Origin of the sequence: Bradyrhizobium sp. CSS354 (genome assembly GCF_029051725.1) — a bacterium.
Lineage (GTDB): Bacteria > Pseudomonadota > Alphaproteobacteria > Rhizobiales > Xanthobacteraceae > Bradyrhizobium.
Window position 1 is genome coordinate 501303 of record NZ_JAACFU010000005.1, and the last position, 15526, is coordinate 516828.

At 64.3% G+C, this 15526-nt stretch carries 15 protein-coding genes; 3 read left to right on the plus strand and 12 right to left on the minus strand.

Annotated features, from left to right (window positions below; genetic code table 11):
- Positions 1-156 precede the first annotated feature (156 nt).
- Positions 157-858, minus strand: a complete 702-nt coding sequence (gene rpe / locus GWG67_RS15245) for a ribulose-phosphate 3-epimerase (RefSeq protein ID WP_275170105.1) — start codon at positions 856-858, stop codon at positions 157-159.
- 251 nt (positions 859-1109) lie between these two features.
- On the opposite strand from rpe, the gene GWG67_RS15250 reads away from it, so the two are divergent.
- Positions 1110-1904, plus strand: a complete 795-nt coding sequence (locus tag GWG67_RS15250; protein WP_275170106.1) for an EF-hand domain-containing protein — start codon at positions 1110-1112, stop codon at positions 1902-1904.
- Positions 1905-1915: 11 nt separating this feature from the next.
- On the opposite strand, the gene GWG67_RS15255 is transcribed toward GWG67_RS15250, so the two are convergent.
- From GWG67_RS15255 to GWG67_RS15265, 3 genes are read right to left on the minus strand one after another with little or no spacing between them, the layout of a single operon-like run.
- Complete coding sequence (locus GWG67_RS15255; RefSeq protein WP_275170107.1) at positions 1916-2128, minus strand: KTSC domain-containing protein; 213 nt, start codon at positions 2126-2128, stop codon at positions 1916-1918.
- A gap of 50 nt (positions 2129-2178) precedes the next feature.
- A complete protein-coding gene (locus GWG67_RS15260; RefSeq protein ID WP_275170108.1) occupies positions 2179-3174 on the minus strand; it encodes a P1 family peptidase in 996 nt (331 codons plus the stop codon).
- A 58-nt stretch (positions 3175-3232) separates the two neighbouring features.
- On the minus strand, positions 3233-6043 hold the full coding sequence (locus GWG67_RS15265) for a PAS domain S-box protein (RefSeq protein ID WP_275170109.1): 2811 nt from the start codon (positions 6041-6043) through the stop codon (positions 3233-3235).
- A 240-nt stretch (positions 6044-6283) separates the two neighbouring features.
- Between GWG67_RS15265 and GWG67_RS15270 the strand changes: the two genes are divergently transcribed.
- On the plus strand, positions 6284-6670 hold the full coding sequence (locus GWG67_RS15270) for a response regulator (RefSeq protein ID WP_275170110.1): 387 nt from the start codon (positions 6284-6286) through the stop codon (positions 6668-6670).
- 84 nt (positions 6671-6754) lie between these two features.
- On the opposite strand, the gene GWG67_RS15275 is transcribed toward GWG67_RS15270, so the two are convergent.
- The 5 genes from GWG67_RS15275 to GWG67_RS15295 all read right to left on the minus strand — a co-directional run bounded on the left by GWG67_RS15275 (position 6755) and on the right by GWG67_RS15295 (position 11848).
- Complete coding sequence (locus GWG67_RS15275; RefSeq protein WP_275170111.1) at positions 6755-7873, minus strand: branched-chain amino acid ABC transporter substrate-binding protein; 1119 nt, start codon at positions 7871-7873, stop codon at positions 6755-6757.
- Positions 7874-8032: 159 nt separating this feature from the next.
- Entirely contained in the window at positions 8033-8773 is a 741-nt protein-coding gene (locus GWG67_RS15280; RefSeq protein WP_275170112.1) for an ABC transporter ATP-binding protein, read from the minus strand.
- Complete coding sequence (locus tag GWG67_RS15285) at positions 8770-9603, minus strand: ABC transporter ATP-binding protein (protein ID WP_275170113.1); 834 nt, start codon at positions 9601-9603, stop codon at positions 8770-8772. Before GWG67_RS15285 ends, GWG67_RS15280 begins: the two co-directional genes overlap by 4 nt.
- Positions 9600-10919 (minus strand): high-affinity branched-chain amino acid ABC transporter permease LivM, encoded by a 1320-nt coding sequence (gene livM, locus GWG67_RS15290; RefSeq protein WP_275170114.1) that lies wholly within the window; start codon positions 10917-10919, stop codon positions 9600-9602. Before livM ends, GWG67_RS15285 begins: the two co-directional genes overlap by 4 nt.
- 11 nt (positions 10920-10930) lie before the next feature.
- Complete coding sequence (locus GWG67_RS15295; protein WP_007602412.1) at positions 10931-11848, minus strand: branched-chain amino acid ABC transporter permease; 918 nt, start codon at positions 11846-11848, stop codon at positions 10931-10933.
- A gap of 343 nt (positions 11849-12191) precedes the next feature.
- Here GWG67_RS15295 and GWG67_RS15300 point away from each other — a divergent pair, with 343 nt between their 5' ends.
- Positions 12192-12728 (plus strand): hypothetical protein, encoded by a 537-nt coding sequence (locus tag GWG67_RS15300; protein ID WP_275170115.1) that lies wholly within the window; start codon positions 12192-12194, stop codon positions 12726-12728.
- Here the strand turns inward: GWG67_RS15300 and GWG67_RS15305 are convergent.
- The 3 genes from GWG67_RS15305 to GWG67_RS15315 form a co-directional block, all read right to left on the minus strand.
- Positions 12690-13082 (minus strand): carboxymuconolactone decarboxylase family protein, encoded by a 393-nt coding sequence (locus tag GWG67_RS15305; RefSeq protein ID WP_275170116.1) that lies wholly within the window; start codon positions 13080-13082, stop codon positions 12690-12692. The genes GWG67_RS15300 and GWG67_RS15305 overlap by 39 nt on opposite strands.
- A 129-nt stretch (positions 13083-13211) precedes the next feature.
- Complete coding sequence (gene pcaD, locus GWG67_RS15310; protein WP_275170117.1) at positions 13212-13994, minus strand: 3-oxoadipate enol-lactonase; 783 nt, start codon at positions 13992-13994, stop codon at positions 13212-13214.
- A 35-nt stretch (positions 13995-14029) separates the two neighbouring features.
- Entirely contained in the window at positions 14030-15385 is a 1356-nt protein-coding gene (locus GWG67_RS15315; RefSeq protein ID WP_275170118.1) for a 3-carboxy-cis,cis-muconate cycloisomerase, read from the minus strand.
- Positions 15386-15526 lie beyond the last annotated feature (141 nt).

The window sequence follows — 15526 nt, forward strand, 5'->3', positions numbered from 1 at the left end:
TCATGATGTGCTCCCGCGAAAACAGGCAAGAATCACTAGCGGTGATTTGCGCGAATCAGGGAAGCCCGGAGGAGTACGGATCAAGGTTGCAAGTTTAGGCATTGCGCGCCGCAACACCCGTAGAAGCAGCACATCTGTGGAGCTGCGCGCGAGCCTTCAGATCGCCTCGCCGCGCGCGCCCGCGGCAGCGTTGCGGATCGCGGCGATGTTGGTCTTGTAGGCGTCCTGCGTGCCGCCCCTGAACACGGATGTGCCCGCGACGAAGGCGTTGGCGCCGGCCGCGGCCAGCGGACCTGCGACGTCGGAGCCGACGCCGCCATCGACTTCGATATCGATTGGACGGCCCGCTATCATCGCGCGGATGTCGCGGATCTTGCTGATTGCAGAGGGGATGAAGGCCTGGCCGCCGAAGCCGGGATTGACCGACATCACCAGTACGAGGTCGACCAGGTCCAGCACGTATTCGAGTACGCTGATCGACGTGCCCGGATTGAGCGAAACGCCGGCCTTCTTGCCAAGCGCGCGGATCGCCTGGAGCGAGCGGTGCAGATGGGGACCGGCTTCGGCATGCACCGTGATGTGGTCGCAGCCGGCTTTCGCAAAGGCCTCTAGATAGGGGTCGCAGGGCGAGATCATCAGATGCGCGTCGAAGATCTTCTTGGTGTGCGGGCGCATCGCCTTGATGACGTCGGGGCCATACGAGATGTTGGGAACGAAGTGCCCGTCCATGACGTCGAGATGGATCCAGTCGGCTCCGGCGGCGTCCACGGCGCGCACCTCCTCGCCGAGCCTGGAGAAATCCGAGGCCAGGATCGAGGGCGCGATTGCCAGGGGGCGGGGGGCGAAGGCTTGGGTCATGGCGGTTTCCCGTGGCGGCCGTGAAAGATGGACTCGCCTAACATGGGCCTCTCAGCCGGGCAATGCAGGGGCGGCGTGCTTCCTGTGGGCGGAAATTTCTGCCGCGACCGGCACGAATTGCCGGTGTTCCCGGGCCGTGCAAAGCGCGGTGAAAGCGGATTTCATTGACCTTTTTGCGCTGGCACGGCGCTTGCTGACTTCACCTGAACAGAACATTGGCCGCGGCATGCCGCATCGGTTGGAGTTGTGCAATGTTGTTCGCTCTTGGGGCCGTATCGAGCGCGCTCGACGCGATCCAGTCGCTGACGAATTCGAAATCGTCCTCGTCGACGCAGAAGACGGGGTCCTCGCAAAAACCTGCGACCAATCCGTTCGCGATCGACAGCGGCAGCAACAGCACGACCGGCGCGACCTCGTCGGTCAATGCGGGCAAAACCCCGCAGATCTCGCCGGACACGATGAACGCGCTGTTCGCCGCGCAGAGCCAATCCTCGGACAGCACCGGCAGCGCCGCCAGTTCGACCTCGTCGAGTTCGACGTCCTCGTCCTCGACGCGCCGCGACGCCGCCTTGAAGGATCTGTTCTCGCAGATCGATGGGGACGGCGACGGCAACATCACCAAGTCGGAATTCGAGAATGCGCTCGGCGCCGGCGGCACCAACCTCGCGCAGGCCGACGACGTTTTCTCGAAGCTGGATTCGAATACCGACGGCAGCGTCAGCCTCGATGAGATGTCGAAGGCACTGAAGAGCGGTCATCGCGGCCACCATCACGCGCAAGGTGCGGGCGATGCGTCCGGCAGCGGTTCGGATTCCTCCTCGCGATCCACCGGCGGCTCCACCTCGACCTCGACGACGGGCGCCGACGGCTCGACCACCACCACCGTCACCTACGCCGACGGCTTCAAGATGTCGACGACGGTCCCGGGCGCCTCCAGCTCGCGTAATTCAGCCTACGATCTGTTCGCACAGTTGATGCAGCGGCAAGGCGGGCAGGGACAAGGCGCCTCAGCGACTGTCGGTTCATCGATGTCGATGAGCGTGTAGCCTGCTCAGGGCTAACCGGCATATTCGTGAGTGATGTCACGAAAGACATACCGATCACGGATTTCGTGGTTGAAGAACGTACCCTTTGAGCGCGCATTCCTGAACGCCGTGGCGACTTCGGGCGGAACGTCCTCGTAGACATAGAGGCGTCCGCTGACGAAAGTCACCTTCAGTTCGCGCGTGTCGGGTGCATAGCGGAAAAAGCGGATCACGGAAGACGGCATAGCGGTGCACCTTGGCCCGTCAGGGTAACGCTGTGCCCGCCGTTTCGTTTCTAGCCAAACCGATCCTTCCACGCCGGCATCGCGCCGGCAAACGGCAGGGCCGTCGCATTGTAGACGCCGCGAGCGATCGCGCGTGCGACCACGTTGGCGGCGACCGTGCCGAGTTCGGTAAGCCCGACCAGCGGTTCGATCGGCTTTTCGCCCGTTGCGGCGGCGAACAGCACGTCGCCGTCGGTCGGGGCATGCACCGGATAGATCGCACGGGCAAACCCGGTATGCGCGATCATCGCAAGCCGCTTGGCCTGCGCCTTGGTCAGCGTGGCATCGGTGACGACGAGGCCGATCGTGGTGTTCTCACGCGCGCTCGCTGCGGGGCCGCCCTTGATGCGCATCGCCAGCATGTCCGGCGTGAACGCGGACGGCAGACCGCGCCCGCCGAACTCGCCGTTCTCCTCGAATGGCGCAGCCCAGAACCAAGGCCCTTCGCCAACGGTCGTGCTGCCGACCGCGTTGACGACGATGATCGCTGCGACCTTGACGCCGTTGGCCAGGACCGCGGAGGCCGAGCCCAGTCCACCCTTGAAGGTCGCGGTGGTGGCACCAAGGCCGGCGCCGACGCTGCCCAGCGCGAAATCGTCGCTGGCGGCCAATGTTGCGGCGTAGCCGAGATCGCGATAGGGCGCGAAGCGTCCCCAGGCCTTGTCGCCACCGTTGAGCAGGTCGAAAACGATCGCGCCCGGCACGATCGGAATCACAGCCTCGCGAATCCGCAAGCCGCGGCCTTGTTCGGCGAGCCAGGCCTGGATGCCGCCGCCTGCGTCGATTCCAAAGGCGGAGCCGCCGGACAGCGCAATGGCGTCAACGCGATCGACGGTGCTGGCGAGGTCGAGCAACGCATCTTCGCGCGTACCGGGTCCGCCGCCGCGAACATCGATGGCCGCAACCGCGGGGGCGTCGAAGATGATCGCGGTCGTGCCAGTGGCGATTTTCGCATCTTCGGCGTGGCCGACGCGGACGCCGGCGATATCGGTGAGAAGGTTTTTCAAGGCGGCTCCGCAGGCTGAAAGGCGTTCGCTTCAGCGATATCGCAGGGATGCCGCAGGCTCAACCCGCGAGCGCGGTCCTCAGCATCTTGGCGAGCTCGGACTTGCGGTAGGGCTTTGCCAGCAGCAGCACGCCGGAATCGAGCCGCCCGTGATGGACGATGGCGTTCTCGGTGTAGCCCGAGGTGAACAGCGTCTTCAGGTCGGGGCGGCGGCGAGCCGCCTCATCGGCGAGCTGGCGGCCATTCATACTGCCCGGCATGATGACGTCCGTGAACAGCAGGTCGATGTCCTTGTCGGCGTCGATGATGACGAGGGCCTCGGCCGCGTTGGCGGCTTCGAGGGCTGCATAGCCGAGGCTCTTGATCTGGGTCACGACATATTGGCGCACCAGCGCGTCGTCCTCGACGATCAGGATTTTTTCGTGGCCGCCGGTGACGGGTGCGTTCTGGAGCGCCTCGAATTCGGTCTCCTGCACGCCGCTCGAGCGCGGCAGGTAGATCTTCACGCTCGTGCCGTGGCCTTCCTCGCTGTAGATCTTGATGTGTCCGCCGGACTGCTTGACGAAGCCGAACACCATGCTGAGCCCGAGGCCGGTGCCCTTGCCGACCTCTTTGGTGGTGAAGAAGGGATCGAACACCCGGTCGATCAACTCCGGCGGGATTCCGGAGCCGGTGTCGCTGACGGCGATCATGACGTAATTGCCGGCCATCACGTCGGGATTCATGCTGGCATAGCCGTCGTCGAGGAAGATGTTGCGGGTTTCCAGCACCAGCGTGCCGCCGTCGGGCATCGCATCGCGCGCGTTCAGCGCGAGATTGAGGATCGCGGTGGAAAGCTGGCCCGGGTCAATCAGTGCCGGCCACGCATCCTCGGTGAGTTGCGGCATGATGGTGATCTGCTCGCCGAGCGTGGGATGCAGGAGCTTTGCGGCCTCGAGCGTCAATGCGTTGACGTCGATTTCGCGCGGCTGGAGCGGCTGCTTGCGGGCGAAGGCGAGCAGATGCTTGGTCAGTTGCGCGCCGCGCTCGGCGGCGTCGTCGATCAGCTTGGTGATGGCGGCGAGCTCGGGACGGTCAGCGACGGCGTCCGCCAAAATTCCGATCGTGCCGGTGATGACGGTCAGCACATTGTTGAAGTCGTGCGCGACGCCGCCGGTCAATTGACCGATGGAATCCATCTTCTGGACGTGCCTGAACTGCGCCTCGGCGGCCTGCTTCTCGGTGAGGTCGCGGCCGATGAAGAAATGGCGCTTGACCGGCTCGGACCAGGTGCCCATCCAGTTCAGCGTGACCTCGTGACCGTCATAGTGGTAGTAGCGCGCCTCGAAGCTGCGCTTGACCGCGCCACGCCGCGCCGCGCGCATCTCGTCGCGCGTCTTCTGGAGGTCATCGGGATGAATGAACTCGGTGGCGCTGTGCCCGATCATGTCCTCCGGACTCAAGCCGAGAATGGTCTTTACGCTCGGGCTGACCTGGATGAAATTGCCAAAACCGTCGGTAACCAGGATCAGGTCCTGCGAGGTCTCAAAGATCCGCTGCCGCTCCTCGACCTCGCGGCGCAGTTTTTCCCGTGCCTGCTTCTCTTCCGTGATGTCGTGGGCGATCTTGGAAGCGCCGATGATCTGTCCGTTGGCTGATTTGAGCGGAGAAACATTCAGGACGACGTCGACCCGCCGGCCGTCCTTCCGGATCCGGACCGTCTCGTGCTGGGCGATCGTTTCGTTGCCGCCGACTCGGTTCAGGATGCCCCTGACTTCGGCCTTGCGATCCTCAGGCACGATGATGTCGATCGGTTGGCCGACGGCCTCCGCGGCGGCATAGCCGAACAGCTGTTCGGCGGCCTTGTTCCAGCCCGTGATGACACCGTCGAGCGTCTTCGTGATGATGGCATCATTGGCGGATTCGACGACGGCGCCGTACAGGGCAAGGCGCTTGCCATAATAGTCGCGATCCAATGCCGACTGCTGCCGCAGCCTGCCGACGAGACCCAGCGTATGCGCCTGAAGGCGGACATTTTCGATCAAAAGCACCGCGAGCACGAAGGTCGCCGCGCAGAGGCCGTAGAGGCGGCCAGCGTAGAAGCCGAGATCGAAGCGCGCGACGTTGACGATCGCCGACAGCGCGATGTCGAACAGCCATGCGCACATCACCACCATGAGCCAGACATCGATGACCGAATGCGGACGGCGGAACCACAGCGAGACCAGCGCTGCGAAGCTCAAGGACCAGACAAAGGACACCACGCCGATCATGATCTGCGTGTAACGGCCATCGCGCAGCAGGACCGGAAGCAGACCGTGCTGGGCAGTGACGATCCAGGTCAAGACGATCATGACCGCGACGACGCCGACCACGCTGGCGCAGATCGCCTTGCTTGTCGAGCCCGCGATCCGGGCGCCGCCGTCGGCCTCCTTGAGCCAGGCATAGGCCAGCACGCAGAACGGGAAGCCGCCGTGCCAGATCATGTAGAGCCAGACCGTGGTCTGCTGGTTGGCCCCCAGCAGCCCGGTCGGCGAAAAAAGTCCGGGGAAGGTGAGAGCATGGACCACGGCCGCGGCGGCGGTGAACAGATAACCCGTCGCGAGCACGAGCAGCGCGCGGGTCCTGAGCACCGCAAACTGCGACAACAGCAGGACCGCGGTGACGATGTCCGCGACGACGAGGGCGGATTGATAGCTCGCGACGAAGGCTGGCACAGGCAGCAGCGGGATACCTGCAAAGGGCACGGCCACTGCGAACAGGATCGAGGAGACGCCGACGATCGCCAATGCTGCGCTGCGGTCTTTCGGGGTGGCCGGCAACGTCGAAAGGAATGTGTTCCGATCGGTTGTCGCGGACACGTGCAGCTCTCGCAGATCGGTCTTGAGCATTTTTGCCAATCTCATTTGGCCCAATCTATTTCCGCCCATGGTAGCGGGTTCTGGGCACGCATCATGACAAAACCCACTGCGACTCAACCGAAGGTTACAGCTTACTTAATTTTATGGGGAACGCGCACGGGGGATTGGGTAAGATGCGCTTTACTGGACGGTGCCATAATGCTCTCCCGCCGCTACGGGTTCCAGGTTTGAATCAGGCATTTTGATTTCAGGATCCGGGAGTTGTTCCCTATGCCCCGCGTTCTCATCATCGACGACCAGAAGGACGTCCGTGCGATGGTCGCGATCGTGCTGCGCGTCAACCGTTATGACGTCGTTGAGGCCGATAGCGGCGCAGCCGGGGTGAAAGCCTTCACCGAGGCCTGCTTCGACGCGGCAATCGTGGACATTTTCCTCGGCGATACCAACGGCGTCGAGGTCATCGCGACCCTGCGCGAGCTTGCACCGAGCCTCCCGGTCGTTGCCGTGTCGGGGATGACGGCGCTGGATTTCATGGAACAATCACCCCACCTCGCCAACGTGGTCTGCCTGCAAAAGCCGTTTCGGCCGAACGATCTTCTTCAAGCCCTACGGAAGGCCCAAGCCGCGGCTGACACCGCGCTGCCTGCAGCCGTCTGACCCTGACGCAGGAAGAAACGCCCCGGGGCAAGCCGGGGCGCGATGATGATGGGACGAGGCCTTCAGGCCCCCCGGCACGCGTGCTTAGGTGCCGTTGCCGCTGATCGCGGCGTAGCCGCCCTTGGCGTCCCATTTGTAGACGACGTAGTCGAGCTGCTTGATGTCGCCCTTGGCGTCATACTCGATTGGCCCGATTACGGTGTCCCACTTGCCGGCCTTGATGGCCGCCATGACCTTCTTGGCGTCGGTGGTCCCGGCCTTCTTGGCCGCCTGCGACCAGACCTGCATCGCCGCGTAGGTGTAGAGCGTGTAGCCTTCAGGGTCGATGTTCTTGGCCTTGAAGGCCTCGACGATCTTCTTCGCGGTCGGCTTGTTGCGCGGATCGGGGCCGAAGGTGAACAGCGTACCTTCGCCGGCCGGGCCGGTGATGGAGGCATATTCCTTGTCGGCGAGGGCGTCGCCGGCCATCAGCACGGTCTTGAGGCCCTGGTCGCGCATCTGGCGCAGGATCAGGCCGCTCTCCTGATGGTAGCCTCCGACATAAACGAGATCGATGTTGTCGCGCTTCAGCCGCGAGACGATCGCGTTGAAGTCCTTGTCGCCCTTGTTGTAGGACTCGTACATCTTCTCGGTGACGCCAGCCTTGTTGAGCGCCTTCTTGGTCTCGTCCGCAAGACCCTTGCCGTAGGTGGTCTTGTCGTTGAGGATGGCGATATTCTTGCCCTTATAGTTCTTGGCGATGTACTGGGCGGCGACCAGGCCCTGCTGGTCGTCGCGGCCGCAGACGCGCGCCACGTTCCACAGGCCGCTGTCGGTGAACTTCGGATTGGTGGAGGCGGGAGTAATCTGGAGCACGTTGCCGTCGGCATAGGCTTCCGACGCGGGGATCGACGACGACGAGCAATAATGCCCGGCCACGAACGGGATTTTCGCGCCGGCGATCTTCTCGGCGATCGAGCGCGCCTGCTTCGGATCGCAGGCGTCGTCCTCGACGGATAGCGCGAGCTTCTTGCCGTTGAGGCCGCCGGCGGCGTTGATGTCGGCTACGGCCATCTCGGCGCCGTTCTTCATCTGGCGGCCGAAGGCGGACTCGCCGCCGGTCATCGGACCTGCGACTGCGACGGTGACATCCTGCGCGAATGTCGCGCTCGACAGCGCGATCGATGCGCCGAATGCCAGACCGATGAGCTTCAGTGATTTCATGAGATACCTCGAGGGTGGTCGCCTGTGGAAGTTACCGGGCATGCCCGGTTCAAACCGGCGCCATTCTTGAATGAATTTGAGGAGAAGTCACCGGCAAAATACGGGCATTGGCAGAGATATCTCGTCTCATTCGGCCGCACGGGTTCGCTTTCGGGCGCCTCAACCGTGCCGGCCGCCTTCCAGGTAGGCGGCGCGAATCTCCGGGCGCTGCAGCAACTCGGCGCCGGTCCCGGCCAGCGTGATCAAGCCGTTGACCATGACATAGCCGCGATGGGCGAGCTTGAGCGCATGGTTGGCGTTCTGCTCGACGATCAGCACGGTCAGGCCGTCCTGCCGGTTCAGGGTGCGGATCGCATCGAAAATCTGGCGCGCGATCAGCGGCGCCAGACCGAGCGAGGGCTCATCGAGCAGGAGCAGCCGAGGACGGCTCATCAAGGCGCGGCCGATGGCCAGCATCTGCTGCTCGCCGCCGGACAGGGTTCCGCCGCGCTGGGCGTAGCGTTCCTTCAGCCGCGGAAACAGCGTGAACACGCGTTCTAGCGTCGCCTCGCGTTCGGCGTCGGTGCATTCGGTGGCGTCCGCGCCCATCTGGAGATTTTCTGCCACGCTCATGCGCGGGAAGATGCGGCGGCCCTCCGGCGATTGCGCGATGCGCAAATGCGCGATCTCGTGGGTGGGCACTTCGGTGATGTCGCGGCCTTCGTACAGGATCTGGCCGGCGCGGGCGCGCGGCTTGCCGAAGATCGTCATCATCAGCGTCGACTTGCCGGCACCGTTTGCACCGATCAGCGCCACGATCTCGCCTGCGTTGATCTCGAGGTCGACGCCTTTCAGCGCCTCGATCTTGCCGTAGGCGGCGCGAAGGCTGCGGATCGCGAGCAGGGCAGTGGGGGACGTCACGACCCGCTCTCCATCACGGCCGCCGCCTCTTCCTCATCTGTGCCGAGATAGGCGGCGATCACCTTTGGATCGTCGCGAACCTCGCGCGGGGAGCCTTCAGAGATCTTTACACCGTGGTCCATCACCACGATGTGGTCGGAGATCTCCATCACGACAGACATGTCGTGCTCGATCAGCAGGATCGAGGTGCCGAGCTCGTTGCGGATCGACAGCAGCAGCTCGCTCAGGGCGGCACTCTCGCGCGCATTGAGGCCGGCGGCGGGCTCGTCCAGGCACAAGAGCGCGGGCTCGGTGCACATCGCGCGTGCGATCTCGAGCCGTCGCTGGTCGCCATAGGCAAAATTACCGGCGGCATCGTCGGCGCGATCGAGCAAATTGACCCGCTTGAGCCAGTCGGTGGCGAGATCGATCGCGCGCTTCTCGGCGTCGCGGTAGACGGGCGCGCCAACGAGCCCGAGCAAGGTGAAGCCGGAGGCGCGCATCAGCGCGTTGTGCTGCGCCACCATCAGGTTTTCCAGCGCGGTCATGCCGGGAAACAGGCGGATGTTCTGGAAGGTGCGGGCGACCTTGGCCTGCTTGGCGATGCGGAAATCGTTCAGCCGCTCCAGCGCGATCACCTTGCCGTCGTCATGGCTGAGGCGGATGGCGCCGCCGCTCGGCTTGTAGAACCCGGTGATGCAGTTGAACACCGTCGTCTTACCGGCGCCGTTGGGTCCGATCAGCGCGGTGATCTTCTTCCGCTCCGCGGCAAACGACAGGTCCTGCACCGCGACGATGCCGCCGAAGCGCATGGTGAGCCGGTCGACCTCGAGAATCTGGTCGCGGCTCATCCGTGCCCCTCCTTGACGAGGTCGGATGAGATCGCGTGTGCCTTGGTCAGGTACACGGTCGGCGCGCGATGGCCGATCAGGCCGCGCGGCCGCCAGATCATGATCAGCACCATGGCCATGCCGAACACCAGCATGCGATAGCTCTCGAGGCTGCGGAACAGCTCGAAACCGCCGATCATAGCGAGCGCGGCGAGCGCCACGCCAAGCTGTGAGCCCATGCCGCCGAGCACGACGATGGCGAGTACCAGTGCCGATTCCTGGAAGGTGAAGGATTCCGGGCTGATGAAGCCCTGGCGTGTCGCGAAGAACGCGCCGGCAAAGCCGCCGAACATCGCACCGGTCGCGAATGCCGTGAGCTTGGTCGTCGTGGTGTTGATGCCGAGCGCGCGGCAGGCGACCTCGTCCTCGCGCAGGGCTTCCCAGGCGCGGCCGATCGGCAGGCGGCGCAGCCGGATCGTCACCCAGTTGGTGAGCAGCGCGAGCGCTAGGATCAGGTAGAACAGGAAGACGATGCGGTGGGTCGGCGAATATTCGATACCGAGCCTGGCGGCGAGCCCGTTGTCGCTGTTGTCGAGCGGGATGCCGAAGAAGGAGGGGCGGGGAATGCTGGAGACGCCGTTGGGACCGCCGGTCAGATCCTGCCAATTGATGATGACGAGGCGGATGATCTCGCCGAAGGCGAGCGTCACGATGGCGAGGTAATCGCCGCGCAGGCGCAGCACGGGAAAGCCGAGCAGTACGCCCCAGAATGCGGCGAGGACGCCCGCCAGCGGCAGGCAGATCCAGAATGACCAGCCGAAATTGGTCGCGAGCAGCGCGTAAGAATAGGCGCCGACCGCATAGAAGGCGACGTAGCCGAGATCGAGCAGGCCGGCGAGGCCGACCACGACGTTCAACCCCCAGCCCAGCATCACATAGGTCAGCACGAGGATGGCGAGATCGAGGATGTAGCGCTGGTCATAGAAGATCACGGGCACCAGCAGCGTGAAGATCAGGAGCGCCGGTGCGAGATAGCGGCCGAGGAACGACATTCCGCTCTGCACCGCCGGCGGCACCAGCTTCTCGGCGCCGGTCGGACCGATCCATTGCTTGAGCAGCTCGAGCACGATCGAGCCGCCGAATACCGCGGCGACGAGCGAGGCGACCTCGCCGAAGCGCGTCCAATAGGTGAGCTGGCCGTCGGAACCGGCTTCGGTGCGGACGCCGACCATCAGCGAGAACAGCACCAGCGCGATCAGCGCGTTGAAGCAGGCGGTCTTCAGGAGAGCGGGGATGCCCGATGCAGTTTTGGCCGTATTGATCGAGGGAGTTTTCACGCGCGCGACCGTCAGACTTTTTCGACTTCGGGACGGCCGAGCAGGCCGGTCGGCATGAAGATCAGCACGACAATCAGGATCGAGAACGCGGCGACGTCCTTGTATTCGACCGAGAAATAGGCCGACCAGAACGTCTCGATCAGCCCGATCGCGAGCCCCCCGAGCATCGCGCCGGGCAGCGAGCCGATGCCGCCGAGTACGGCCGCGGTGAACGCCTTGATGCCGGCGACGAAGCCCATGAAGAAATCGACCAGGCCGTAATAGAGCAGGTACATCAGGCCGGCCACTGCGGCGAGCGCAGCGCCGATCACGAAGGTCATGGAGATGGTGCGGTCGACGTTGACGCCGAGCAGCGCCGCCATGGTCTGGTCCTGCTCGCAGGCGCGCATGTCGCGCCCGAGCCGGGTGCGCGACACCAGCCAGGTGAAGATCGCCAGCAGCACGATGGTGGTGATGACGACCACGATCTGGATGTTGGAGAGCTGGATGACGAAGCCATCGGCGCTCTCGTGCAGCGTATAGCCGCCGGTGATCACTGGCGGCACTGGCTTCACCCGCGCGCCTTGCGCCACCTGCGAATAGTTGGTCAGCACGAACGACATGCCGATCGCCGACAGCATCGGAGCGAGGCGGAAGGAGTGCCGCAGCGGACGGTAGGCAATGCGCTCGATGGTCCAGCCATACAGCGCTGTGACCGCCATCGAGACCAGGATCACGATCAAAAGGATCACCGGGACCGCAGTCAGGCCGGTCGAGACCAGGAGAAGGAAGGTGATCAGCGCGATGAACCCCCCGATCATGAAGACATCGCCATGGGCGAAGTTGATCATGCCGACGATGCCGTAGACCATCGTGTAGCCGATCGCGATCAGCCCGTAGATCGAGCCGAGCACGAGGCCGTTGATGAGCTGCTGGGCGAAATAATCCATAGGCTGCCGTACCCAAATCTGACGCGGCTCAAAGGGAGCTCTTCGAGAGAGAGTGCTGGTTTCTTCTCGGGCCCCGGCAGCCCTTAAGCATTCTCGTTTTGTAACAGGAGGGAACTGGCGGCTGCAACCGGCCCCGCCGCCGCATCAAGGCTTTTACAGAGATCATTTGGCGCTCGGGTTCCCCCGCAATGGGGCGGAACCGGTTCCGCCGGCGCCCAATTGGATGCCCGTCGAGAGGCAGTTAAGGTAAACAAAGGGTTTAAATTGCCGCCACAGTCTGATGCGAGTTAGCTCCGGCAAAGCCTTCCACCGAAGGCGCGGGCCAAGCGAAGCGGGAAGCGGCATGTTCGGAAACTGGCGTATCGGTTCGGTCAACGGCGCACTTCTGGCGGCCTATTTCATCCCGGCCTGGACCCTCGTTGCCTTCAACATCATGGTGGCGCCGGTGCACGGCCTCTATGAGCGGCCGAGCGTCGCAGTCGCTCTTTTCCTCAGCGACCATCTCCAGATGGCGGGCATGGACACGGTGCGCGCCGCCTGGCTGCTGGCCCTGGGGCGACTGACCGTGGTGGCGTTCTTTGCGATCTACCTTGCGCTGCTCTGCATCCCCCGCATCCGCAAGAACGGCGGCAGCGACGAAGCGCTCGGCATTGCGCTTGCGATCGGCAGCCTAATCTCGTTTGCAAGCATGATCATGGCTTCGAAGGTCGGCGAGATGGCCGCGCTGCGGCTGCACGCCACCGAACTCCTGCTCCTGCTCGGTGCCGCCATCGTGGTGGTGATCGAACGGCCCGAGGCGGCGCCCAAGATCGTTCAGAAGACCGTCGAGGCGACCCCGACGCTAGGTCTTGAGCAGGCCGAGCTCCTGCACAATCGCTGAGGCTTCCTTGACGGCGTGGTTCGCCGCCGGCACGCCGCAATAGATCGCCTGCTGCAGCAGGATTTCCTTGATGTCGTCGGGCGTGAAGCCGCCCTCGGCGAGCGCCGCGCGCACATGCAGGCGGAATTCGTCCCATTGGCCAAGCGCAACCATAGTGCCGATCACCAGCACCCGCCGCGTGCGCTCGTCGAAATGCGGCCGCGTCCAGATCTCGCCCCAGGCGTAGCGCGTGATCATGTCCTGGAAATCGGTGTTGAATGCATTGCGACTCGCGATCGACTTGTCGACCCAGGCATTGCCCAGCACTTTTCGGCGCACGTTCATGCCGGCATCGCGGCGTTTCTGGTCGTCCATGCTGTTCTCCTCCGGATCAGTCATTCCGGGGCGCCTCGGAGAGGCGAACCCGGAATCTCGAAGTGGTGAAATGCGGATCGAAATTCCGGGCTCGATGCTTCGCATCGCCACGGAATGACGATGGCGCGATCAGCGTTGCGTCAAAAAGCCCACCACCGCGTCGGTGAACGCGTGCGGTTGCTCGACATTTGAAATGTGGGCGGCGTCGATGATGGTCATGCTCGCGCCGGGAATGTTTGAGCGGATCAATTCACCCGCCGAAATCGGCGTCGCCATGTCGTGGCGGCCGGCGATCACCAAGGTCGGGCTCTTGATCTTCGGCAGCAGCGCGCGCTGGTCGAGCGTCGACAGCGCCTCGCAGCAGGCGAGATAGCCTTCGACCGGCGAGGCCAGTAGCATCGCCTTCATCCTGGCGGTGATGTCGGGTGCGCGCTCGCGGAAATCCTGGGTGAGCCAGCCGGCAATAACGGCGTCGGCGACGGCGGCGATGCCGCCCTTCTTCACGGCGTCGATGCGCTCCAGCCATTTGGTCGGCTCGGGATAGTAGCAGGAGGTGTTGGCGAGGATGAGCTTGCCGAAGCGCTCCGGCGCGTTCGCGCCCAGCCATTGCCCGACCATGCCGCCCATCGACAGGCCGCACCAGTGCACTTTCTCGATATTGAGGTCGTCGAGGATGGCCAGCACGTCGCGGCCGAAGCGCTCCATCGTATAGGGGCCGGGCGGAACGTTGGACTTGCCGTGGCCGCGGCGGTCGTAGCGGATGACGCGGAATATCTGCGTCAGCGCCTTCATCTGCGGCTCCCACATCTGCAGCGTGCAGCCGAGCGAGTTCGACAGCATCAGCGTCGGCCCGCCGTCGCGGCCCTCGACGGAGACGTTGATCAGGCAACCGTCGGCATCGATCATGGGCATGCGGGCGTCTCCGTTTATTTGCGCTCAGGACTGTTTTATTCGCGTTCGAGGCTGTCGAGCAGGCGGTCGATCAGGGCTTGGGAAGCGCCTTGATAGGCCATCGGCTCGAACAATGCCGCAATTTTTTCCGGCGAAAGATGCGCAGTGACCTGCGAATCAGCTGCGAGCACCTCGCGCAGATGCTTCTTCTCGGCGACCGCGCGCTTGCTCGCGGCCTCGACGAGGTGATGCGCATCGCTCTTGCCGATCGTCTCGGCCAGCGCAAAGGTGACCGCTTCCGCCATGATCAGGCCGTGCGTCGCATCGAGATTGCTGCGCATGCGCGCCGCATCGACGTCCAGTCCTTCCGCGATGTCGACGATGGCGGCAAGCGCGCCGGAGGTGACCAGCATCAATTGGGGCAGCGTCGGCCATTCCGCGTGCCAGGGGCCAGCGCTGCGCTCATGGTCCTGCACCTGCGCAGCGAATATCGTCGCGGCGAGCTGCGGCGCCATGGTCGCGCAGCCGAGCGCGCTCGCGGCGGCCACCGGGTTGCGCTTGTGCGGCATGGTCGAGGAGCCGCCGCGGCCTTCGCCGGCAGGCTCGAACGCTTCGCCGACATCGGTCTGCATCATCAGTGAGACGTCGCGGGCGATCTTGCCGCAGCTGCCGGCGAGAATCGCGAAGGCTGATGCGGCTTCCGCGATGCGGTCGCGATGGGTGTGCCAGGGCGCTTCGGGCAGCGGCAGGTTCAGCTCCTGCGCCAGCCGTTCGGAAACCACGAGGCCCTTGTCGCCAAGTGCTGCAAGCGTGCCGGCCGCGCCGCCGAATTGCAGTGCGAGGCCCTCGCGGGAGAGCCGCCTCAAGCGGCAGCGGGCGCGGGCAAGGCTTGCTGCGTATTCGGCAGCCTTCAGCCCGAACGGCATCGGCAGGGCGTGCTGGAGCCAGGTTCGCGCCACCATTGCCGTGTTGCGGTGGGCTCGTGCCAGCGCGGCAAAGCCTTTAATGGCGCGGCCGAGATCGGCGTCCAGCGCAACGATGCCGGCGCGAAGCGTGAGCATGGTCGCGGTGTCGATGACGTCCTGGCTGGTCGCGCCCCAATGCACGTAGCGTGCGGCCTCTGCATCGGTCCTGGCGACATTGGCGGTCAACGTCTTGACCAGGGGGATCGCGAGATTGCCGGATCGCGTGGCGGCCTCAGCCAGCGCGGCCATGTCAAAGGTATCGGCCTTGCATGCGGCTTCGATCGGGCCCAACGCGGACGCGGGAATCACACTTGTGGCCGCCTCGGCTCGGGCCAGGGCTGCCTCGAAATCGAGCATGTTCTGGAGGGTCGACCGGTCGTCGCAGACCGCGCGCATGGCCACGCTCGACAGCATCGGCGCGAGCAGGGGGGAGAGGGATGTGCTCATATTGTGCGACCTAACCACCATGGCCCGCCTGTGCCAATCCCAAACCGCCGGCGCAAGCTTTTTGCAGTTGCGAATATGCATTGCACGTGACCGGGGGCCACCCTTTGCTTTTGCCGCCTCGCTGCGGTACTTGAGCAGCAT